The 21,563-nt window shown below is 75.1% G+C and carries 17 protein-coding genes, 1 tRNA gene and 1 pseudogene; 5 read left to right on the top strand and 14 right to left on the bottom strand.

Annotated elements, in window-relative coordinates; translation table 11 throughout:
- Window positions 1–123: 123 nt before the first annotated feature.
- Window positions 124–1,062, bottom strand: a complete 939-nt coding sequence (locus LWC35_RS36575) for an AraC family transcriptional regulator (protein WP_232875087.1) — start codon at window positions 1,060–1,062, stop codon at window positions 124–126.
- A 140-nt stretch (window positions 1,063–1,202) separates the two neighbouring features.
- Between LWC35_RS36575 and LWC35_RS36570 the strand changes: the two genes are divergently transcribed.
- The 3 genes from LWC35_RS36570 to LWC35_RS36560 all read left to right on the top strand — a co-directional run bounded on the left by LWC35_RS36570 (window position 1,203) and on the right by LWC35_RS36560 (window position 4,432).
- Window positions 1,203–2,426 carry a cytochrome P450 gene (locus LWC35_RS36570; RefSeq protein ID WP_232875086.1) on the top strand — a complete coding sequence of 408 codons (1,224 nt, stop codon included), beginning with the start codon at window positions 1,203–1,205 and terminating at the stop codon, window positions 2,424–2,426.
- 1 nt (window position 2,427) lies between these two features.
- Window positions 2,428–3,435 carry a 2Fe-2S iron-sulfur cluster-binding protein gene (locus LWC35_RS36565; RefSeq protein ID WP_232875085.1) on the top strand — a complete coding sequence of 336 codons (1,008 nt, stop codon included), beginning with the start codon at window positions 2,428–2,430 and terminating at the stop codon, window positions 3,433–3,435.
- 145 nt (window positions 3,436–3,580) lie between these two features.
- Entirely contained in the window at window positions 3,581–4,432 is an 852-nt protein-coding gene (locus LWC35_RS36560; protein WP_232875084.1) for an excalibur calcium-binding domain-containing protein, read from the top strand.
- Window positions 4,433–4,974: 542 nt separating this feature from the next.
- On the opposite strand, the gene LWC35_RS36555 is transcribed toward LWC35_RS36560, so the two are convergent.
- Both LWC35_RS36555 and LWC35_RS36550 read right to left on the bottom strand, forming a co-directional pair.
- Window positions 4,975–5,051, bottom strand: a tRNA-Pro gene (locus LWC35_RS36555).
- 35 nt (window positions 5,052–5,086) lie between these two features.
- Complete coding sequence (locus LWC35_RS36550; protein ID WP_232875083.1) at window positions 5,087–6,022, bottom strand: metallophosphoesterase; 936 nt, start codon at window positions 6,020–6,022, stop codon at window positions 5,087–5,089.
- A 44-nt stretch (window positions 6,023–6,066) separates the two neighbouring features.
- Here LWC35_RS36550 and LWC35_RS36545 point away from each other — a divergent pair, with 44 nt between their 5' ends.
- Window positions 6,067–6,534 (top strand): GatB/YqeY domain-containing protein, encoded by a 468-nt coding sequence (locus LWC35_RS36545; protein WP_232875082.1) that lies wholly within the window; start codon window positions 6,067–6,069, stop codon window positions 6,532–6,534.
- A gap of 66 nt (window positions 6,535–6,600) precedes the next feature.
- Here the strand turns inward: LWC35_RS36545 and topA are convergent, their stop codons facing one another.
- The 5 genes from topA to LWC35_RS36520 form a co-directional block, all read right to left on the bottom strand.
- On the bottom strand, window positions 6,601–9,450 hold the full coding sequence (gene topA / locus LWC35_RS36540; protein ID WP_372463165.1) for a type I DNA topoisomerase: 2,850 nt from the start codon (window positions 9,448–9,450) through the stop codon (window positions 6,601–6,603).
- 253 nt (window positions 9,451–9,703) lie between these two features.
- A complete protein-coding gene (locus tag LWC35_RS36535) occupies window positions 9,704–10,672 on the bottom strand; it encodes a hypothetical protein (protein WP_232875081.1) in 969 nt (322 codons plus the stop codon).
- Between the two features lie 120 nt (window positions 10,673–10,792).
- Window positions 10,793–11,389 (bottom strand): hypothetical protein, encoded by a 597-nt coding sequence (locus LWC35_RS36530; protein WP_232875080.1) that lies wholly within the window; start codon window positions 11,387–11,389, stop codon window positions 10,793–10,795.
- 83 nt (window positions 11,390–11,472) lie between these two features.
- Window positions 11,473–12,033, bottom strand: a complete 561-nt coding sequence (locus LWC35_RS36525) for a hypothetical protein (RefSeq protein ID WP_232875079.1) — start codon at window positions 12,031–12,033, stop codon at window positions 11,473–11,475.
- A gap of 181 nt (window positions 12,034–12,214) precedes the next feature.
- Complete coding sequence (locus LWC35_RS36520) at window positions 12,215–14,512, bottom strand: sodium-translocating pyrophosphatase (protein WP_232875078.1); 2,298 nt, start codon at window positions 14,510–14,512, stop codon at window positions 12,215–12,217.
- 418 nt (window positions 14,513–14,930) lie between these two features.
- On the opposite strand from LWC35_RS36520, the gene sftH reads away from it, so the two are divergent.
- A complete protein-coding gene (sftH, locus tag LWC35_RS36515; RefSeq protein WP_232875077.1) occupies window positions 14,931–17,465 on the top strand; it encodes a DEAD/DEAH box helicase in 2,535 nt (844 codons plus the stop codon).
- A gap of 441 nt (window positions 17,466–17,906) precedes the next feature.
- On the opposite strand, the pseudogene LWC35_RS36510 reads toward sftH, so the two are convergent.
- From LWC35_RS36510 to LWC35_RS36485, 6 genes and pseudogenes are all read right to left on the bottom strand, one after another.
- Window positions 17,907–18,245, bottom strand: a pseudogene (locus tag LWC35_RS36510) (Rv3654c family TadE-like protein); the annotation flags it as partial.
- Window positions 18,242–18,598, bottom strand: coding sequence for a TadE family type IV pilus minor pilin (locus LWC35_RS36505; RefSeq protein ID WP_232875076.1), 357 nt, complete (start codon window positions 18,596–18,598; stop codon window positions 18,242–18,244). The gene LWC35_RS36505 and the pseudogene LWC35_RS36510, both read right to left, overlap by 4 nt.
- The gene (locus LWC35_RS40705; RefSeq protein WP_308194750.1) at window positions 18,598–18,996 is read right to left on the bottom strand and encodes a DUF4244 domain-containing protein; all 399 of its coding nucleotides are present in this window, start codon (window positions 18,994–18,996) and stop codon (window positions 18,598–18,600) included. Before LWC35_RS40705 ends, LWC35_RS36505 begins: the two co-directional genes overlap by 1 nt.
- Window positions 18,997–19,074: 78 nt before the next feature.
- Complete coding sequence (locus LWC35_RS36495) at window positions 19,075–19,854, bottom strand: type II secretion system F family protein (protein WP_232875075.1); 780 nt, start codon at window positions 19,852–19,854, stop codon at window positions 19,075–19,077.
- Window positions 19,851–20,657: a type II secretion system F family protein gene (locus tag LWC35_RS36490; RefSeq protein ID WP_232875074.1), complete on the bottom strand. Its 807-nt coding sequence runs from the start codon at window positions 20,655–20,657 to the stop codon at window positions 19,851–19,853. Before LWC35_RS36490 ends, LWC35_RS36495 begins: the two co-directional genes overlap by 4 nt.
- A partial coding sequence (locus tag LWC35_RS36485) for a TadA family conjugal transfer-associated ATPase (RefSeq protein WP_232875073.1) occupies window positions 20,654–21,563 on the bottom strand: 910 nt, incomplete at its 5' end. The genes LWC35_RS36485 and LWC35_RS36490, both read right to left, overlap by 4 nt.

The following is a 21,563-nucleotide window of genomic DNA, read 5'->3' as shown; positions in this document are numbered from 1 at the left end:
GCCGTGACCACCGGACCAGCGTCTCGCGCTGCTCGTCGGTCAGGTTCACCTCGGCCACCGGCCGGCCCCTACTCGGCACGACCGGCAGCCTACCGATATTTAGCGAATTTCAGGCGCAGGACACTAGTCCCGGGCCTGCGAGGGCGGGTGGCCGTACCGGCGGCGGTAGGCCGCAGCGAACCGACTGGCGCTGGAGAAACCCCACCGTGCGGCCGCCTCGCTCGTGGTGAGCGTGGGGTCGGCGAGCAGATCGGCGCGGGCACGCTGCAGCCGGACACCGGCGAGGTACTCCGTCGGCGTGCAGCCGACCCACTCCCGGAAGCCCTCCTGCAGCCGCCGCACGCTGGTGCCCGCCACGGCCGCCATCTCGCCGGCGGTCCAGGCCCGGCCCGGGTCGTCGTGCAGCTGCTCGACCACGCGGCGCACGGTCCGCGGCCGCGCCGGCGACCCGGTGCCCGCGCCCGGGCAGCTCGCCAGGAGGAAGCCGGCGGCGATCGCCCCGGCCAGCTGGTCCTTCACCGGGCCGCAGCCGCCGAACAGCTCGGGATCGTGCAGGTGCGCGGCCAGGCTCCCGACGAGCTGGCGCCACGCCCGCCCCGGCCCGGCCCCCAGGTCCAGCTGGTCCGGGAGCAGGCTCCGGACCGTCACGCGGTCCGCGCCCAGCACGCGTTCGGCCTCCCGGTCGAGCCAGGTCTGGTCGAACTTCACGCCGAGGACGGTGCAGGTGCCGTCCCAGTGGCTGATCAGCGAGGGCGTGTCGGCGCGGAACACCGTGGCCTGCCCGGGCAGCGAGACGACCGGCCCGTGCCGGCCGCGGCTCTCCAGGTGCCCGGTCAGCGGCAGGTTGATCTCGTAGGAGCCCGGGTAGTCGCACGCGATCCGGACGTCGGCTCCCCAGCCCACGTGTCCGACGAGCACGGCGCCGAGGTCGAGCGTGTGCAGCGTGAGGCGCGGCTCCCGGCCTCCGCCGAGCAGCTGCAGCTCGTGCGGGAAGTACGCGTGCGCCACCGCCCGGGAGGCCTGGTCCCAGTCCCGGGGCGCTGCACGACGCCGTGCGGACATGCGGCGAGCGTACCTGAGAGTGGCCTCACGAACCCGCCGCGCGATCCGTACCGGACCCGCGCGAGGAGTGTCGCCCGGCCCGTCGTCGCGACCTACCTTCCCGTCCCATCCCCTGGACGACGCTGTGGAGGAGACGGTCGATGACGACCACCGAGAAGCCCGATCTGTCCTGGCTCGACGACGTCACCATGACCGAGCTCGAGCGCAACCCGTACCGGACGTACGAGCGGCTGCGGGCCGAGGCGCCGCTGGCGTTCGTGCCGGTGCTCGGCTCGTACGTCGCCTCCACCGCGGAGGTGTGCCGCGAGGTGGCGACCAGCCCCGACTTCGAGGGCGTGATCACCCCGGCCGGCGGGCGGACCTTCGGCCACCCGGCGATCATCGGCGTGAACGGCGACATCCACGCCGACCTGCGGTCGATGGTCGAGCCCGCGCTGCAGCCCGTCGAGGTGGACCGCTGGATCGACGACCTGGTCCGCCCGATCGCCCGCCGCTACCTGGAGCAGTTCGAGAACGACGGGCGCGCCGAGCTGGTCTCGCAGTACTGCGAGCCGGTCAGCGTGCGCTCCCTCGGTGACCTCCTCGGCCTGCAGTCGGTCGACTCGGACAAGCTCCGCGACTGGTTCGCCAAGCTGAACCGCTCGTTCACCAACGCCGCGATGACCGAGGAAGGCGAGTTCGCCAACCCCGAGGGCTTCCGCGAGGGCGACGAGGCGAAGGCCGAGATCCGCGCGATCGTCGACCCGCTGATCGACAAGTGGATCGAGGAGCCGGACGACAGCGCGATCTCGCACTGGCTGCACGACGGCATGCCGCCCGGGCAGACCCGCGACCGCGAGTACATCTACCCGACGATCTACGTCTACCTGCTCGGCGCGATGCAGGAGCCGGGCCACGGCATGGCCTCCACGCTCGTCGGCCTCTTCAGCCGGCCCGAGCAGTTCGAGCAGGTCGTCGACGACCCGGTGCTCATCCCCCGCGCGATCTCCGAGGGCATGCGCTGGACCTCGCCGATCTGGTCGGCCACCGCGCGCATCTCCACGAAGGACGTCACCGTCGCCGGTGTCGACATCCCCGCCGGCACCCCGGTGATGCTCTCCTACGGGTCGGCCAACCACGACTCGGGCGTCTACGAGGCGCCGTCGACCTACGACCTGCACCGCCCCCCGCTGCCGCACCTGGCCTTCGGCGCCGGCAGCCACGCGTGCGCGGGCATCTACTTCGCCAACCACGTCATGCGGATCGCGCTCGAGGAGCTCTTCGAGGCGATCCCCAACCTCGAGCGCGACACCGGCGAGGGCGTGGAGTTCTGGGGCTGGGGCTTCCGCGGACCGACGAGCCTGCACGTCACCTGGGAGGTCTGAGATGGGCTTCGCGGTGACCGTCGGCGGCCGCCGGGTCGACTGCGCCGCCGACCAGAGCCTGCTCGACGCCTGCCTGCGCGCCGGGCTGTGGATGCCGAACTCCTGCAACCAGGGGACGTGCGGCACCTGCAAGCTGAAGGTCGTCGGCGGGGAGGTCGACCACCGCGACTCGCCGTTCGACACGCTCACCGCGGAGGAGCGCGCGGCCGGCCTGGCGCTGGCGTGCCAGGCCCGTCCGGTGTCCGACGTCGAGGTGGGCGGGGCCGGTGACCGGTCCACCCACCCGTTGCGGGACCTGACCGCGACGGTGCTGGAGGTCGCCGACATCGCCCGCGACACCCGGCGGGTGCTGCTCGGGCTGCCGGAGCCGCTGGCCTTCTCGGCGGGGCAGTACGTCGAGCTCGTCGTCCCCGGGTCGGGGGCGCGGCGGCAGTACTCGCTGGCCAACACGGCGGACGAGGACAAGGTGCTCGAGCTGCACGTCCGGCGGGTGCCGGGCGGGGTGGCGACCGACGGATGGCTCTTCGACGGGCTGGCCGTCGGCGACGTGGTGGCGGCCACCGGCCCGCTGGGGGACTTCCATCTGCCACCCGAGTCCGACGACGACGGCGGACCGATGGTCCTCGTCGGCGGCGGCACCGGCCTCGCCCCGCTCGTCGGGATCGCCCGCACCGCGCTGGCCCGGCACCCCGCGCGCGAGGTGGTGCTGTACCACGGGGTGCGCGGGGCGGCGGACCTCTACGACGGCGACCGCTTCGCCGAGCTCGCCGAGCAGCACCCGAACTTCCGGTTCGTCCCGGTGCTCTCCGACGAGCCCTCGTCGGAGCACCGCTCGGGCTTCCCGACGGACGCCTTCGTCGACGACGTCCCCAGCGCCCGGGGCTGGTCGGGCTGGCTGTGCGGACCGCCCGCGATGGTCGAGGCGGGGGTGAAGGCCTTCAAGCGCCGCCGCATGGCCCCGCGGCACATCCACCGCGAGAAGTTCACGCCGGCCGACGCGCTGGGCTGAGTTCGGGACGGCCCGGGAGGTGCGCACCTCCCGGGCCGTCGTCATTTCTGATGACGCTCGGTAATGGGCGTCGCGACTCCTCCGATGGTCCGTTCAGCGGTGCGGCACACCGCCGTTCGCACCCAGGACCCCCGAGAGGACCCCGATGACCGCGACCCAGCCGTGGACCCCCATCCCGCCGACGACCCCGGCCCGGCAGGGCAACGCCCCCGCCACCGCCGGGTTCGTGCTCGGGCTGGTCGGGCTTCTCGCCGGGTGGGTGCCGGTCGTCGGGCTGCTCGTGACGGTGTCGGCCCTGCTGCTGTCCCGCGCCGGTCGGGCGCGGTTCCGCGACGGCCACGCCGGGTCGGCCGGTCGCAGCGGTGCGGGCCTGGTGCTCGGGTGGATCGGCACCGCGATCTGCGTGCTGATGACCGTGTTCATGATCGCCGCGCCCCGGACGCCCGAACCGGCGGCCGTGGTGCAGCCCGTCCCCGCCCCTGCGCCCGCCGCGCCGGTCCTGCTCGCCGTGCCGAACGTCGTCGGGATGGCCGACGCGCAGGCCCGCGAGGTGCTGGCGACCGCGGGCTTCACCAACGTCGTGCTCGGCCCGTCGACGGGCTCGATCGCCGGGGTCGCGGCCGGGACCGTCACCGCGCAGCTGCCCGGTGCCGCGGCACAGGCCTCGGCCGGCGACCCGATCACCCTCGGCGAGGCCGATGCTCCGCCGGTGCCCGCTGCTGCCCCCGCTCCTGCTCCTGCGGTCGTGGAGGAGCCCGTGGCGGACGCACCGCGCGTCGACGCCCCGCGGCCCCTCGTCGCGTCGCCGCGCGCCGCGGCCCCGGCACCCGCCGCCGCGGCCCCGGCGGCTCCTGCGCCGGCGTCGAGCGGGTCCTCGGCCTACTACGCCAACTGCTCCGCGGCCAGGGCCGCCGGCGCCGCCCCGCTGTACCGCGGTGAAGCCGGCTACCGCAGCGGCCTCGACCGTGACGGCGACGGCGTGGCCTGCGAGAGCTGAGCAGCCGTCCTCCCGCCCGGCCGGAGGGCCGGGCGGGCAGTAGCCGGTGACCCGGCGCGGTGGTCCAGGGGGACGAGGCCCGCGGCACTCGTCTCAGGCTGCGGGTCGACGGCCGGCCGTGAGGCCGTGCGGTTGTCGACGCGCCCGGCGTTCGCTCAGGTCGATCACGCGACCCGTGGTGGCCGGCGAGCCCGCACCGCACCCGCGGCAGCGGTAGGTGGAGCGCCCGTACTCGGTCCGGACCGTGACGATGGCCGTGCAGCGGGGGCAGAGCGCGGTGGTGAACATGGCGGGCCTCGGGTTGCTGTCTCGGAGCGGTGTGGGCCCGCCAAGCGTGCGCCGGCGCACCCGGTCGCCTCGTCGGCGAGCACTGCCCATCCGGCGTCGGCGGCTACCCATCTCGCCGAATGGGGGATGGGTAGCCGCGCCGCGGGCCCCGGGCAGCCATCGGCGGGGCCGCGAGGGGCTCGACCGGACTCCAGGTCAACGGCAACCCGGAGAACGACGAAGGCCCAGGCCTGATGGCCCGGGCCTTCGATTTGTGGTCGGGGTGACAGGATTTGAACCTGCGACCTCTTCGTCCCGAACGAAGCGCGCTACCAAGCTGCGCCACACCCCGAGGGCCCGCGGTCTCCCTGCGAGCCGTCATGAACTCTACCCGACGGTTCCGGCGGTCTGCGCGGGGGTGGTCCTTGCGGCGTCGGACCCGGCAGGCCGGGGCACGAGGGTCAGCAGGCTGGCCTCCGGTGGGCACGCGAAGCGCACCGGCGCGTAGGGCGAGGTGCCCATTCCGGCCGACACGTGCAGCCAGGTGTGGGCGCCCCAGCGGGAGGCCCCGCGCGCCCGCGAGCGGTCGATGCCGCAGTTCGTCACGATCGCGCCGTACCCCGGCAGCCGCAGCTGGCCGCCGTGCGTGTGCCCGGCCAGGACGAGGTCGACGCCGTCGGCCGCCATCCCGTCGAGCACCCGCGGCTCGGGGGAGTGGGTCAGGCCGAGCCGGAGATCGGCCGTCATCGGGCCGGAGACGCTGTCGTAGCGGTCCAGTGACAGGTGCGGGTCGTCGACGCCGACGATCCCGATCCGGCGGCCGTCGACGTCGACGAACAGCCGCTGGTGCGTCGCGTCCTGCCACCCGCGCTCGACGAACGCCGCCCGCAGGTCCCGCCACGGCAGCGGCTCGCCGTGGATCCGCCGGTCGGAGCTGCGGAGGTAGCGGGCCGGGTTCTTCGGGGTGGGGCCGAAGTAGTCGTTGCTGCCGAACACGAACAGGCCCGGCTTGTCCAGTAGCGGACCCAACGCGGCCAGCACGCCGGGCACGGCGCGTGGGTGCGCCAGGTTGTCCCCGGTGTCGACGACGAGATCCGGGTCCAGCGCGGCCAGCTCGGCGACCCAGCGCTTCTTGCTCTCCTGCCCCGGCGTGAGGTGCAGGTCCGACACGTGCAGGATCGTCAGCGGCCGGCTGCCCTCCGGCAGGACCGGCACGGTGGCCTCGCGCAGGGTCCATCGACGTCGCTCGTACCCGGCCGCGTAGGCGACCCCCGCGGCGCCCGTGGTGACGGCGCCGATGGCCAGACGAGCGAGGCTGTTCACGGTCCCAGGGTACGGGGAGCGGGCGGTCGACTAGCGTCACGCCCGTGAGCACCCTCAAGGAGCAGCTGCGCAAGGACCTCACCGCGGCGATGAAGGCCCGCGACGAGCTGGTGAAGGGCACCCTGCGGATGACCCTGACCGCGATCGGCAACGCCGAGGTCGCGGGCGAGGCGCACCGCGAGCTGTCCGACGACGAGGTGCTCGGCGTGATCCGCAAGGAGGCCAAGAAGCGGGCCGAGTCCGCCGAGGCGTTCGCCGCCGCCGGCCGCGAGGAGCTGGCCGCGCAGGAGACGGCCGAGGGCGAGGTCCTGGCCCGCTACCTCCCGCAGCAGCTGGGCGACGACGAGCTGGCCGCCCTCGCCCAGCAGGCGGTGGCCGACGTCGAGGCCGAGACCGGCGAGAAGCCCGGCCCGCGGCAGATGGGGCAGGTCATGAAGAAGGCGCAGGCCGCCGCCCAGGGCCGCGCCGACGGCAAGCGTCTCTCCGTTGCGGTGAAGTCCCTGCTGGCCTGACGGCCGAACGCACGAACGGCGCGCTCGCTCACCGGATCCGAGCGAGAGCGCCGTTCGTGTGCGGGCCTACTTGGCCGGGGCCTTCTTCGCCGGGGCCTTCTTGGCGGTCGTCCGGCGGGCGGGCGCCTTCTTCTTGACGGGGGCCTTGGCGCGGCGCTCGGCGAGCAGCTCGGAGGCGCGCTCGTCGGTGATCTCCTCGACCGAGTCGCCCTTGCGGAGCGAGGCGTTGGTCTCGCCGTCGGTGACGTAGGGGCCGAAGCGGCCGTCCTTGATCACCATCTTCTTGCCGGTCGACGCGTCCTCGCCCAGCTCGCGCAGCGGCGGGGTGGCGGCGGCGGTGCGCCGACCGCGCTGCTTGGGCTGCTTGTAGATCTCCACCGCCTCGTCGAGCGTGACGGTGAACAGCTGGTCCTCGCTGGTCAGCGAGCGCGAGTCGGTGCCCTTCTTCAGGTAGGGCCCGTAGCGGCCGTTCTGGGCGGTGATCTCCTCGCCGGACTCCGGGTCGGTACCGACCAGGCGCGGCAGCGACAGCAGCTTGAGGGCGTCGTCGAGGGTGATCGTCTCCAGGGACATGTCCTTGAAGAGCGAGCCGGTGCGCGGCTTGGCCTTCTTCGGCGCGTCCTCGGGCAGCAGCTCGGTGACGTACGGCCCGAACCGCCCCTCCTTGGCGACGATCTCGTTGCCCGTCACCGGGTCGGTGCCCAGCGAACGGCCCTCCTGCGGCACCGAGAACAGCTTCTCGGCGATCTCCTCGGTGAGCTCGTCCGGCGGCAGGTCCTCGGGGAGGTTGGCGCGCTGGGTCTTGGGCTTGCCCTCGGCGTCGACCTCGCCGGTCGGGCGCTCCATGTACGGGCCGTACCTCCCGACCCGCACCACGGCCTCGCGGCCCTGCGAGTCGGTGAACAGCGGGATGGAGTTGATCTCCCGGGCGTCGATCTCCTCGAGGTTCACGCCGACGAGCTTCTTCAGCCCGCCCTCGCGCGCCACGGACCCCTCGGCCGAGCTGCCGTCGCCGAAGTAGAAGCCGGTCAGCCAGGCGTTGCGGGTCAGGTTGCCGGACGAGATGGCGTCGAGCTCGTCCTCCATCGCGGCGGTGAAGTCGTAGTCGACGAGCCTGCCGAAGTGGTGCTCCAGCAGCCCGACCACGGAGAACGCCACCCAGGACGGGACCAGCGCGGAACCCTTCTTCCAGACGTAGCCGCGGTCCTGGATCGTCTTGATGATCGACGCGTACGTCGACGGCCGGCCGATCCCCAGCTCCTCGAGCTTGCTCACCAGGCTGGGCTCGGTGAAGCGGGCCGGCGGGTTCGTCGAGTGGCCCTCGGGCGTGAGCTCCGCGGCCGTGAGGGCCTGGCCCTCGGTGAGCTGCGGCAGCCGGGACTCGGCGTCGTCCGCCTGTCCGCCGGAGCCCTCCTCGATCGTCTCCACGTAGGCCTTGAGGAAGCCCGGGAAGGTGATCGTGCGGCCGGAGCTGGCGAACACGACGTCCTCGCCGGTCGCCGCGGTGCCGTTGATCCGCACGGACACCGTGGTGCCGCGGGCGTCGGCCATCTGCGAGGCGACGGTCCGCTGCCAGATCAGCTCGTAGAGGCGGAAGTCGTCCCCGTCGACCTCGCGCGCGATCTCGCCCGGGGTGCGGAAGGTGTCGCCGGCGGGCCGGATCGCCTCGTGGGCCTCCTGGGCGTTCTTCACCTTGCGGGTGTACTGGCGCGGCGACGGCGCGACGTACGAGTCGCCGTACAGCTCGCGGGCCTGCGCCCGGGCGGCCTGGATCGCGGACTCGGACAGCGTGGTCGAGTCCGTACGCATGTAGGTGATGTAGCCGTTCTCGTACAGCCGCTGGGCGCTGCGCATCGTGCGCTCCGCGGAGAAGCGCAGCTTGCGGCCGGCCTCCTGCTGCAGCGTCGACGTCATGAACGGGGCGTAGGGCCGACGGGTGTACGGCTTCGACTCGACCGAGGCGACGGTCAGGTCCCGGCCCTCGAGCGACTCGGCCAGCCGGCGGGCGCTCGCCTCGTCGAGGACGGTCACGTCGGAGTTCTTCAGCTTGCCGTCCGGCCCGAAGTCGCGGCCCGCCGCGACCCGGCTGCCGTCGACCGACACCAGGCGCGAGCCGAACTGGCGCGGGGTCGCGTCGGCGCCCGCGTCCAGCACCGCGGCGATGTCCCAGTAGCCCGCCGAGACGAACGCCATCCGCTCGCGCTCGCGCTGCACGATCAGCCGGGTCGCCACCGACTGCACGCGGCCCGCCGAGAGCTTCGGCATGACCTTCTTCCACAGCACGGGGGAGACCTCGTAGCCGTAGAGCCGGTCGAGGATGCGGCGGGTCTCCTGCGCGTCGACCAGGTCCTGGTCGAGCTCGCGGGTGTTCTCCGCGGCGGCGCGGATCGCGGGCTCGGTGATCTCGTGGAAGACCATCCGGCGCACCGGGATCTTCGGGCGCAGCGTGTCGAGCAGGTGCCAGGCGATGGCCTCGCCCTCGCGGTCGGGGTCCGTGGCGAGGAGGAGCTCGTCGGCGTCCTTGAGCAGGTCCTTGAGCTCGGAGACCTTCGACTTCTTCTCCGGCGTGACGATGTAGAGCGGGTGGAACTCGTTGTCGACGTCGACCCCGAGCCGCGCCCACGGCTCGCCCTTGTACTTGGCCGGGACGTCCGCCGCGCCGCGCGGCAGGTCCCGGATGTGCCCGACCGAGGACTCGACGACGTAGTCGTTGCCCAGGTACGGCTGGATCTTCTTGGCCTTGGTGGGGGACTCGACGATCACCAGGCGGCGCACACGTCCGCCGGCGGACGTGGCCGTGCCGTTCCCGTTGCGGCGCCCCCCGCCGGCCGCGCTGCGGCGCGTGCGGGTGCCGGCGGCCGTGCCGTTGCTCTCGGCAGGCGCGTCGGTGTCGGTGCTCGTCGTTCGGGTTGCCACGTTGGTCCTACTCCATCCCTCCGGCCGCGTCGCCGGTCACGCACCGGTCCGCGTCCGACGTCCGGGCGTCTCGTTCGGGGCGGCGCGACGGACGGTTACCTCCGGTCACCGCGCCACTCTCCTTCACCCCCGGGGCCGACAGTATTGCTCTACGGCCGGCTCCCGCCGCCACGGTCGCACATCGACCGAGCATGTCGCATCCGTCACACCGCGTCGCGGCCGGAGGATCGACCGGGGGAGCGTAGCCCGGCGGTCAAGCCCGGGGCCGCCCCCAGTGTCTGGGCCATTCGGCCGTGTCCACATCGTCGGGCGCGGGGCCGACCAGCTCCACGAGACGCTGCAGGCGCCGCACCCCTGTGATCCGTAACGCCGGCCCTGCCGCCGGGCATTCCGGCTCGGCGGCCGGGACGAGGGCGAGATGGTGGCTCCGGCAGTGCGCCGGTGCGGGCTCCCTCGGCAGCGGGGGCAGGTCGAGGGCGGTGGTGCCGTCCGTGAGGACCAGGGCGGGCACCGGCCGGGTGCGGGGTGGCGACGACACGGGGCCGGGCGATGCGGGCGGGTCCGTGCTCCGGACGGGGCCGGACGGGGCGGCCGTCTCGGTCTCGGTGTCGCTGCTGGTGTCGGTGGCGGTCACGGTGTCGCTGCCGCTGTCGCTGTCGGTGTCGGAGTCGGTGGCGGCCGTCCGGTCGGCCCCTTCCCGGGCCGCAGAGGCCGCTGCGGCGCGCTCCCGGCACGCGTCGCAGGGCGGGAGCACGATCCGGGCGGGCGGCACGCCCAGGCGGGTCGTGGCGGCGATCAGGGCGTCGTGCGTGCCGGGGGCGGCGCCGTCGAGCGGCAGGACGTAGCCCCCGCGCCCGTCCGCGCGGCCGCAGGCGAGCACCCAGAGCCGCAACGCCGTGCCGTCGAGCTGGAACCCCCGCGGGACGGTCTTGCGCCGGTCCCGGCCCGTCCAGGCCCGTGCGAGGCCGGCGAGGTCGCGGCGGTAGGCGGTGCGCAGCTCGCGGCCCGCGCAGGTTCGCTCGCCGAGCTCGAACGGGATGCCGAACGGCGCCGCCGCGGCCCGGACGGCGGCCGCCCGCCCCGGGTCGGACACGTGGAGGCTGATCCGTGCGGTGTCCCCGGCGCCGAAGCGGGCGATCCGGGCCGGCCCGCACAGCAGCCCGGCGAGGTCGCCGAGCCGCAGCGGCCGGGCGTCCGCGGAGAACAGCGAGAGCTGGGACACGCGGCGCACCCTAGAACATCTGTTCGAGAGTTGATCGCGCGGCGCGCCGGATTCGCCCGACCGGAGGGCGACACGCCGGGGCGACACGCGCGCCGGTCGGCGCGGGTCGGCTGGTGGGCGTCAGCGAGGTGCGGCGCCCGGGACGGCGGCGAGCTTGGTGCAGTTGCCCGCCTCCTGGGCGGCCTTGTCGAGGCGTGGCGAGGTCTTGAGGTCGCCGAGCGCGTCCGGTGCCGTGAGCTGCTTGAGGTTGGTGTTGGTCTCGTCGAGGGCGGCGCGGAAGGCGTCGACGTTCGCCGGGTCGGCGGCGTCGACCTTGGCCTTGGCGGCACCGATGTCGTTCTGCAGCTTCTCCAGGCCGGAGGAGATCCGCGCGACGGTGTCGTCGCCCCCGCCGACCGGCGAGGCGCCGACCGCGCCGAGCTGGTCCCGGCTCTGCTGGAGGCCGGTCTGGCTGGCGCCGAGGTAGTCGGAGAGCCGCTGCTTGATCGTGGGCAGGTCGGCGCCGTCGAAGGCGGGCTGCGCCAGCACCGGGGTGGTGTAGGTCAGGACCGCGCCGCAGACCTTGTCGACCCAGGCGACGGGATCGGCGCCGCGGCCGGTCGCCGGGCGCGGCGCGGGGTCGGCGGTCGGGTTGCCCGCGACGACGGTCGCGCAGCCGCTGACGGACAGCAGCCCGCCGAGCACCACGGCGACGGCGAGCCGGGACGGCCGAGGCACGGGGAGCCTCCAGGGGATCAGGGAGCGGGGATCGGGAGCGGGGCCGGGGTCCGACAGTACGCGAGCCCGCGATCCCGCCCTGCTCAGCGGCCGGTCGTGGTGCTGCTGAGGCGGCTGAGGTCCTGGCAGGCGGGGGCCTTGGTCGCGGCGTCGGTCACCGCCGGGTCCAGTCCCGCGAGCGGGTCCTGGTTCGCGTCCTGCAGCTGCAGGACCGGCGCGACGGCGCCCTCGATGTCCTGCTTCAGCCTCGGGGAGGAGAGATCCAGGGCGTCGACCTGGGTCCGGGCCTGCTGGAAGGCCGAACGGTAGCCGCCGAGCTGGTCGCGGAACCTCGTCACGGCCTCGTCGCCACCGGACACCGGTGAGGCACCGAGGTTGTCGAGGTCGGCCAGCGCCTTGTCCAGCGACGAGGCCGTGTCGCCGAGGTAGGCGGAGAGGTTGCGGGCCTGCGCGGGCAGATCGGGGGCCTGCTGCGGGCCGACGATCGCCGCCTCGCGGAAGGTGGCGTAGGAGCTGCACAGGCCGTTCGTCCTGTCGACGGTCTCCTGCTCGCTCGCGCCGCCACACCCGGCGAGCAGCAGCCCGGCCGCGACCGCGGCCACCGCCGCGGCACGCCGCCGGGTGGCGCTGGTCCGCATCCTCATCCGTCCTCCACGTCCGCCCTGTCGCCGACCCCCTGTCGGCCCCGCCCGGGGCGCTGCGACGGTAGCGAGCCCGGCGCACACGCAGGAGGCCGCCCGCCCCACAGGGGGACGAGCGGCCTCCTGGATCGCCGAGAGGGCCCGGTGCGCGGCCGACCGGGCTCGGCTGGACGGCCGTGCCGGGTCAGGCCACCGGGCTGTCCGCCGGCGTCTCCTGGATCGACGACGTGCGCCGCTTCGACACCGTGACCGCGGCGACGATGACGATCACCGCGACGATGGCGATCGCGATCCGGATCGGGGCCGAGGCGCTCTCGCCGACCGTGAACACCACGACCGCCGGCGCGATCAGCACCGAGACCAGGTTCATGACCTTGATCAGCGGGTTGATGGCCGGGCCCGCCGTGTCCTTGAACGGGTCGCCGACGGTGTCGCCGATGACCGTGGCCTCGTGGGCGTCGGAGCCCTTGCCGCCGTGGTTGCCGTCCTCGACCAGCTTCTTGGCGTTGTCCCACGCGCCGCCGGAGTTGGCGAGGAAGATCGCCATCAGCGTGCCGGTGGCGATGGCACCGGCCAGGTAGCCGGCCAGCGGGCCGACACCGAGGCCGAACCCGACCGCGATCGGGGCGAAGATCGCCAGGAGGCCCGGGGTCGCGAGCTCGCGCAGCGAGTCCCGGGTGCAGATGTCGACGACGCGGCCGTACTCCGGCCGGTCCGTGCCGTCCATGATCCCCGGCTTGCTGGCGAACTGGCGGCGCACCTCGTAGACGACCGCGCCCGCCGCACGGGTCACCGCGTTGACGGCCAGCCCGGAGAACATGAAGACGACGGAGGCGCCGATGATCACGCCGACGAGGGTGTTCGGGCTGAACACCTCCGCGCTGAACGTGTTGCCCGCGTCCTGCAGCGCCACCCCGGCCTTGCCGAGCGCCTGGGTGAACGCGTCCCGGTACGAGCCGAAGAGCGCCGTCGCCGCCAGCACCGCGGTGGCGATGGCGATGCCCTTGGTGATCGCCTTGGTCGTGTTCCCGACCGCGTCGAGCTCGGTGAGGATGTCGACGCCCTCGCCCTCGACGTCGCCGGACATCTCGGCGATGCCCTGGGCGTTGTCGGAGACCGGGCCGAAGGTGTCCATCGCGACGATGACGCCGACCGTGGTCAGCAGGCCGGTGCCCGCCATGGCGACGGCGAACAGCGCGACGACGATGGAGCCGGACAGCAGGAACGCCCCGTAGACCGCGGCGCTGATCACGAGCGCCGTGTAGACCGCGGACTCGAAGCCGATCGAGATGCCGGACAGGATGACGGTGGCGGCGCCGGTCAGCGACGAGCGCCCGACGTCCTGCACCGGCTTGTCCTCGGTGCCGGTGAAGTAGCCGGTCAGCCAGAGGATGACGCCCGCGAGCACGATGCCGATGACCACCGCGACCGACGCGATGAGGCGCGGGTCCTGGGTCAGCGTGGTGACGGACTGGTCGGTCGGGTTCGTCAGGTCGGCGAAGCTGCCGGGCAGGTAGAGCCACGCCGCGATGATCGACAGCACGCCGGCGAAGACCGCCGAGATGTAGAAGCTGCGGTTGATCGCCTTGAGGGTGTTCTCGCCCTGGCGGGCCCGGGTGACGTAGACGCCCATGACCGCGGTGACCACGCCGATGGCCGGGATGATCAGCGGGAACAGCAGGCCCTGCAGGCCGAACGCCGCCGAGCCGAGGATCAGGGCGGCCACCAGGGTGACCGCGTAGGACTCGAAGAGGTCGGCCGCCATGCCGGCGCAGTCGCCGACGTTGTCGCCCACGTTGTCCGCGATGGTCGCGGCGTTGCGCGGGTCGTCCTCCGGGATGCCCTGCTCCACCTTGCCGACCAGGTCGGCGCCGACGTCGGCCGCCTTGGTGAAGATGCCGCCGCCGACACGCATGAACATCGCCAGCAGGGCCGCGCCGAAGCCGAAGCCCTCCAGGACCTTGGGTGCCTGGCCGGCGTAGACTAGCACGACGAGCGCGGCGCCGAACAGGCCCAGGCCGACGGTGAACATGCCGACGACGCCGCCGGTGCGGAACGCGATGCGGGTGGCCTTCTCCCGACCGCCCGGCTCGCGCGAGGCCGCGGCCACGCGGATGTTCGCGCGGGTGGCGAGCCACATGCCGAGGTAGCCGATCGTGGCGGAGAAGACCGCACCGATCACGAAGAAGACCGACCGGCCGATGCGTTCGCCGAGGTCGTCCGCGGGCAGGGCCAGCAGCAGCAGGAAGACGACGACCACGAAGACGCCGAGCGTCCTGAACTGTCGTTTCAGGTACGCCTGGGCGCCTTCCTGGACCGCCTCTCCGATCTCCTGCATCCGCTTGGTGCCCTGGCCGGCGGCCAGCACCTCCCGGAGCAGCATGTAGCCGATGGCCAGGGCCGCGAGCGCGACGACGGCGACCACGCCGACGACGACGCGATCACCCGAGCCGAGCTCGAGGCCCACAGCGGGCACGGACATCCGTCCTCCTGTTGCGTCGGTGTGCGCCAGGGAGGCCGAATCGGCCGGCTCGCGTTCCGACGGCATCCCTGGCGTCGAGCGCATGCTCCGTCGCGTCGGTGCGACGGGCGCGTGCAGTCTACGAGTGTGTCCGATGTCGCACCTGCGATCCACACCACCCCACCCCTCCGACGGGCGAGGTGATCAAGAACACAGACGGCCGAATGGCCGAACCTGCAGGTCCGATTGATGATTGAACGGTCATCTTCCGGGACCGCGCCCCGAGCCGGCGAGCCCACCCTGCCCCGCAGCGCACCCGTCCCGCGCCGACCGCGGGCGGCCGGCCGGGCCCGGGTGCGTCCGGCGGTGGCTGACACGCCGCGAGTTCCGGACGGGCGTGCACGCGGAACCGTCGGTGCGGTGTGCGAGCCTCGACGGCATGCGCGACCAGGCGATCGGGTGGGCGGGCGACGGGCCGGTGCTCGTCGAGGGGCCGCCGGACCCGGTCGGGCCCGCGGCGTCGGCGCCCCGGTCGGCGCGTGGGCTGGAGCTGCTGAACCGGGTGCTCGCGGGATCGGGGGTCGACCCGGACGTGCCCGTCGTCGAGCTCGGGGCCGACGGGGCGCTGCCACCCGAGCCGGCCGAGCTCGACGACGAGTTCGACGAGTTCGACCCTGCCGAGGCGACGAACCCGCTGCGCCACGCGGTACGGCTGCCGCCCCGTGCCGGGCGCGCCGTCGACTGGCCGGCCTGGGCCCCGGCCGAAGTGGTCGAGGCGTTCCGCCGGGCGGGCGTGACCCGGCCGTGGAGCCACCAGGCGGAGGGCTCGGAGCTGGCCCACGCGGGCCGGGACGTCGTGGTCGCCACCGGGACCGCCTCCGGCAAGTCCCTCGTCTACCAGCTGCCCGTGCTCTCGCGGCTCGCCGCCGAGCCGCGCGCCACGGCGCTCTACCTCTCGCCCACCAAGGCGCTGGCCGCCGACCAGCTCCGGGCCCTGCGCGAGCTCGGCCTGCCCGACGTCCGACCGGCGGCGCTCGACGGCGACACCCCGATGGACGAGCGGGACTGGGCCTGCCGACACGCGCGCTGGATCTTCAGCAACCCGGACATGCTGCACCGCTCGGTGCTGCCCCGGCACGGCCGCTGGGCCGGCTTCCTGCGCCGCCTCGCGTTCGTGGTGGTCGACGAGTGCCACACCTACCGCGGGGTCTTCGGCTCGCACGTCGCGTTGCTGTTGCGCCGCCTGCTGCGCGTCGCCCGGCGCTACGGCGCGCGCCCCACGATCGTGCTCGCCTCGGCGACGGTGGCACGGCCGGCCGAGTTCGCCTGTCGGCTGACCGGCCGCGAGGTGCGCGCGGTGACCGACGACGGCTCGCCGAGCGCGGGCCGGACGGTCGCGCTGTGGGAACCGCCGCTGCTGCCCGAGCTCCGCGGGGAGAACGGCGCCCCGGTCCGCAGGCCCGCCTCGGCCGAGTCCTCCCGCATGCTGGCGGACCTCGTGGTCGAGGGTGCCCGGAGCCTCGCGTTCGTCCGCTCCCGGCGCGGGGCGGAGGTCACCGCGCTCGGCGCCCGGCGCCTCGTCGCCGACGTCGACCCGGATCTGGTGCCGCGGATCTCGGCCTACCGCGGCGGCTACCTGCCCGAGGAGCGCCGGGCGCTGGAGAGCGCGCTGATGCGCGGCGAGCTGCTCGGCGTGGCCACGACCAACGCCCTCGAGCTGGGCGTCGACATCGCGGGGCTCGACGCCGTGGTCGTGGCCGGGTTCCCGGGGACCCGGGCCTCCTTCTGGCAGCAGGCGGGCCGCGCGGGCCGCGCGGGCGACGAGGCACTGGTGGTGCTCGTGGCGCGGGACGACCCGATGGACACCTACCTCGTGCACCATCCTCGCGCGCTCATCGGCGCGCCGGTGGAGAGCTGCGTGCTCGACCCCGGCAACCCCTACGTGCTGGCGCCGCAGCTGGTCTGCGCGGCCGCCGAGCTGCCCCTCACCGAGGAGGACGTGGCGGACGTCTTCGGCGGGGCCGTGGCGGAGGAAGTGCTCGCCGAGCTGGTCGAGGACGGCGTGCTGCGCCGGCGTCCGGCCGGGTGGTTCTGGCCGACGACCCGGGAACAGCCCGCCGCCTCCGTCGACATCCGCGGCTCCGGGCTGGGGCAGGTGGCGCTGGTGGAGGCCGGGACCGGGCGGATGCTGGGCACGGTCGACGGCGCCTCCGCGCCCGGTACCGCGCACCCCGGGGCGGTCTACCTGCACCGCGGCGAGAGCTACGTGGTCGACGAGCTCGACCTCGACGCCGGCGTCGCGCTCGTGCACCAGGAGGAGCCCGACTGGCGCACGGACGCCCGCTCGAGCTCGGACGTCGAGATCGTGGCCGTGCGGGCGCGCAGCGACCACGGGCCGGTCTCCGTGTTCTTCGGCGACGTGCGGGTGACCAGCCAGGTCGTCGGCTACCAGCGCCGCACACCCGACGGGACGGTGCTGGAGACCGTCCCGCTGGAGATGCCCGCGCAGACGCTGGAGACCCGCTCGGTCTGGTACACGATCGACGACTCCGTGCTGGCCGACGCCGGGATTGAGCCGGCGCGCCTGCCCGGCGCGCTGCACGCGGCCGAGCACGCCGCGATCGGCCTGCTTCCGCTCTTCGCCATCTGCGACCGATGGGACATCGGCGGCCTCTCGACCGCGCTCCACCCGGACACCGGGCTGCCGACGGTGTTCGTCCACGACGGCCACCCGGGCGGAGCCGGCCTGGCCGAGCGGGGGCATGCGGTGCTCGAGCGGTGGCTGCGGGCGACCCGCGAGGCGATCCGCGACTGCGGCTGCCGCACCGGGTGCCCCTCGTGCGTGCAGTCGCCGAAGTGCGGCAACGGGAACAACCCGTTGGACAAGGCCGGTGCGGTCCGCGTGCTGGACCTCGTGATCGAGGCGCTCGCACGGCATCCGAGCCGAGCGGGTCGAGCGGGCCGAGTGGGCTGAGCGGAGCGAGTTGCTGCGACGCGCGGTCGTCGTCGGCCGCCGCCGGCGGGCCCGTCGGGGGCCGGACCGGCCGGCGGCGGCCAGCGGGCGGTGGGTCCGTACGGGGGTCGGCGACGGAGCGCCTCGGTCCCACCGCGGTCTGGGGAGCGTGCTCGTGGACGGTGCTGCCGACCCCGCTGTGCGGGTCGACCGCGCCGTGCTGTGTTCAGTAGGCCCGGTCCACGCGGGACCCGCCAGACGCGGTCGCCGATCGGTGCCCGTCCCACGACGAGCGAGGGCGCCCGGATCGATCGACGGGCAGCCGTCGTCCGGGCGGCTGCAGGTGGTGGCGGCGGGGGCCGTGACACCGTTCACCGGGCCGCTCCGACCGTTCACCGGGTGGCCGCCCGGTGGCGCCTCGCCGGGTGCCGTGGTTGCGGTCTCCGGCACCGGCCCGGCGTGCGCGCGGCCCGTCGCCGCCCCGGCGGCGAGCAGGCTCCACGGCCGGCGTACGTGCACCTCGACGAGCGCGTTCCAGCCGTCGAGGGTGCACCGCACGAGCTCGGCGGCCATGGCGTCGGTGACCCGCCGCGCCGCGGCGCAGGCAGCGTGTTCCCCCTGTACGGGGTCGCCGGCCGCGGCGAGCGCGGCGAGATCGGCGGCCGCTTCCGCCCGGTGCCGGGCGAGCACGGCGCCGCCGACGTCGACGAGGAACGCCGTCACCGCCAGCAGCGCCGCCGCCGCGAAGGCCGCCCAGACCGTGGCGGACCCCCGGTCCGCCGGCCCGCCGGGGCTGCTCATGCCGCCGCCTCGGAGGAGAGGGCGGCGCCGGGTTCCCTCGCGCCCACGGCCCTGCCGCTGACGCGGATCGGCAGCGGGCCGACGGGTGCCGCACTGACGACGGCACGGACCTCCTCCGCCGTCGTGCTGAGCTCGATCACGGCGCCGCCCGGGGCGAGCGCCGCGGCCGCGGCACGTCCGCGATCCGCCTCACCCCGGGCAGCGAGGCGGACGAGCTCGCGGGCGGCGTCGGTGCACCGGACCGCGGCGGCGACCGTGGCGACGGCGCCGAGCGCGGCGAGGACCACCAGGGTGAGCGCGCTCAGCGCGATCGCCGCCTCCACGGTGACCGCGCCGCGCTCGGCCGGGCGCATCAGAAGGTGACCGACAGCGCGCGCTGCACGAGCTGGGTCAGCGCCGTGACGATCGAGTCGCCGCTGATCACGGTGTAGAGCACCGCCGCGAACGCGGCGGCCGCCAGGGTCCCGATGGCGTACTCCACCGTCGACATGCCGCGGTCGTTCGCCGTGAGCCGGGCGGCGAGGGAGTGGAGGAGAACGGTGATCCGCAGACGGATCCGGCGGAGGCGGCGTGCCGAGCTCCGGTCGGGCGGGCCGGGGTCGGCCGGCACGCCCTGCTCGGCCACACCCGCGGGGCGGACGTCGGGCGCAGGACAGGCGTGCAGGACTTCGCTGCGCGGACCGGGCCGCCGGTGGGTCCGCGCGTGGCAGCGGGGTTCGGGACGGGGCGGGGCGAGTGCGGGCAGGGACATCGGTCCTCCTGAAGGGATCGGGTGCTGAGGGATCGGCGGGCGCGGGACGCGGGGGCGGCCGGGCGGCTCCGGGGACGGTCACCATCGCGCCAGCGCCTCCCCGGCGAGCCCGAGGACGACCGGGGCGATGCCCAGGGCGAGGAAGGCCGGCAGGAAGCACACGCCGAGCGGCGCGGCGATGAGCACGGCGGCCCGCTCGGCCTTCGCCTCGGCGGAGTCGGCGAGACCGGCGCGGAGCCGCGCCGCCTCGGACCGCGCCACCCGTGCCAGGCCGGCGCCGGTGTCGGCCGACCGGCGCGCGGCGCGGCCGAACGCCTCGAGGCCCGGCACGGTCGCCACCGCGGCCCACGCCTCGGCCGGCGCCGACCCGAGCTCGAGCAGCCCGGCCGCCCGACGCAGCCCGGTGCCGACCTCACCCTCGATTCGCAGAGCCGCCGCCTCGGCCGCCGAGGGGACCGGGAGGCCCGCCTCGAGGCACGTGGCCAGGAGTTCCCAGCCCGCCGCCAGCCCGCCGGCATCCGCCCTCCGACCCGGTCGCGCCGCGGCCCGCGCCACGAGGAGGTGCAGGCCCACGGCGCCGGCCGCACCGACGACGACCGCAGCGACGGCCGCAGCGGCGGAGCCGCCCGCCACCGTCCACACGACGACGGCCACGGCCAGCCCACCCACCACGGCCCAGCCGCGGCGGAGGGGCGCGACCACGCCGTCCGCTGGCGCCGCGGTCGTGGCGACGAGGGCACTCAGCCGGATCCGGGCGTCCGGAGCCCCGCCCACCAGCAACGCGAGGGCGAGAGACACCAGGGCGACGGCGAGCGACGTGGGCGAACCGGTGGGCAGGTGCGTCGTCGACGTCGTCATCGGGTCACCGGGCCCGTCGCGATCCGATCGCTCCAGAGCAGGCCGGCAAGGAGCAAGCCGGACCCGACGACCAACAGGACCTGACCGAGCAGGCTGCCGCGCAGCACGCCGAGTGGGTCGGCCCCGAGCAGGTGCCCCAGGCCGAGCCCGAGCACCGGCAGGGCCGTCAGCACTCCGGCCGTCGCCCGCGGACCGGCGAGCCGGGCGCGGACGCGCGCCTCGAAGGCGAGGCGCCAGCGCAGGTCGGCGAGGGTGCCGGAGAGGAGGTCCGCGAGCGGGGCACCGTGCCGGTCGGCCAACGACCACGCCCCCGCGAGGCGGCGCAGCTCGGCGGCCACCAGGTCGGCCCGGGCGCCCGCAGCGCGGCGGAGCGCGGCCGGGACGTCGTCGCCCAGGCGGGCGGCGGCCGCCGCCGGAGCCAGCGCCTGCGCCGCCAGGGGGCCGTCCGCCCGGGCCCCGTCGAGGGCGGTGGCGGGATGCGCCCCGCTGCGGAGTTCTTCGACGATCCGGGACACCGCTTCGGCCAGTTCGGTCGCGGCCGTGGTCGCTCCCGCCCGCGCGCGGGCCCGCGCCCGGCGCCTCCGCACGACCTCGGCCGCCGCGGCCCCGGCAGCCGCACCGGCCGGGCCGCCGAGCAGCAGACCGAGCCCGGCCCCGCCGAGCACGACCAGGACACGGAACGGCGGCACCACCGAGGTGCGGGTCGTGCCTGCCGGGACGAGGACCCGCAGGCGACGGGCCGCGGACGACCCGGGAGCGCACACGAGGGCTGCGGCGAGGAGGGCCGGCACCGCCGCGCTCACGACGCGCCCCACGGCGCCGGCACGCCCCGTTCGGCGAGGAGCCGGCCCAGGTGGTCCCGGTCCGCGGTCCAGCCCCGGCCGCGTTCCCACACCGGCCGGACGACGACCTCGGCGGGCCCGGTCGCGCCCTGCCGCCCGAGCACGCCGACGGCCTCGAGCACCCGGCCGCGCGAGGTGCGGCGCATGTGCAGCACGACCTGCACGGCGGCGGCGAGCTGGCTGTGCAGGGCGGCCCGCTCCATCCCGCCGAGCGCGGCGAGGGCCTCGAGCCGGGCCGGGACCTCGCGCACCGAGTTGGCGTGGACCGTGCCCGCGCCGCCGTCGTGACCGGTGTTCAGGGCCGACAGCAGGTCGCAGACCTCCCCGCCCCGGACCTCGCCCACGACGACCCGGTCCGGGCGCATCCGCAGCGCCTGGCGGAGGAGGTCGCGCAGGCTCACCCCGCCCGCACCCTCGATGTTCGCGGGCCGTGCCACCAGCCGGACGACCTGCGGGTGCCGGGGCTGGAGCTCCTGCGCGTCCTCCACGGTGAGGATCCGCTCGGCCGGGTCGACCGCGCCGAGCAGGGCGGCGAGCAGCGTGGTCTTGCCCGAGCCGGTGCCACCCGAGACGAGCACCGCGAGCCGGGCCGCGACGACCGCGCGGAGCAGCTGTTCGGCCGTGGGCTCGAGCGTGCCGAGACGGGCGAGGGAGCCGAGGTCGTGTGCGGCGGGGCGCAGCACCCGCAGCGAGAGGCCGGTCCCGTCGACCGCGACGGGGGCGAGCACGGCGTGCAGCCGCACCCCACGAGCAGCGCCGGCCCCGTCCGGACCGCCCGCGAGCCAGCCGTCGACGTAGGGGCTGGCGTCGTCGAGCCGGCGGCCGGCGGCGAGGGCGAGGCGCTGGGCGAGCCGCCGGACCGCCCTC

The sequence above is a fragment of the Pseudonocardia kujensis genome (assembly GCF_021283305.1).
GTDB lineage: Bacteria > Actinomycetota > Actinomycetes > Mycobacteriales > Pseudonocardiaceae > Pseudonocardia > Pseudonocardia kujensis.
Note: the sequence above shows the minus strand (reverse complement) of the source record. Positions and strands in the feature narration are given on the sequence as shown.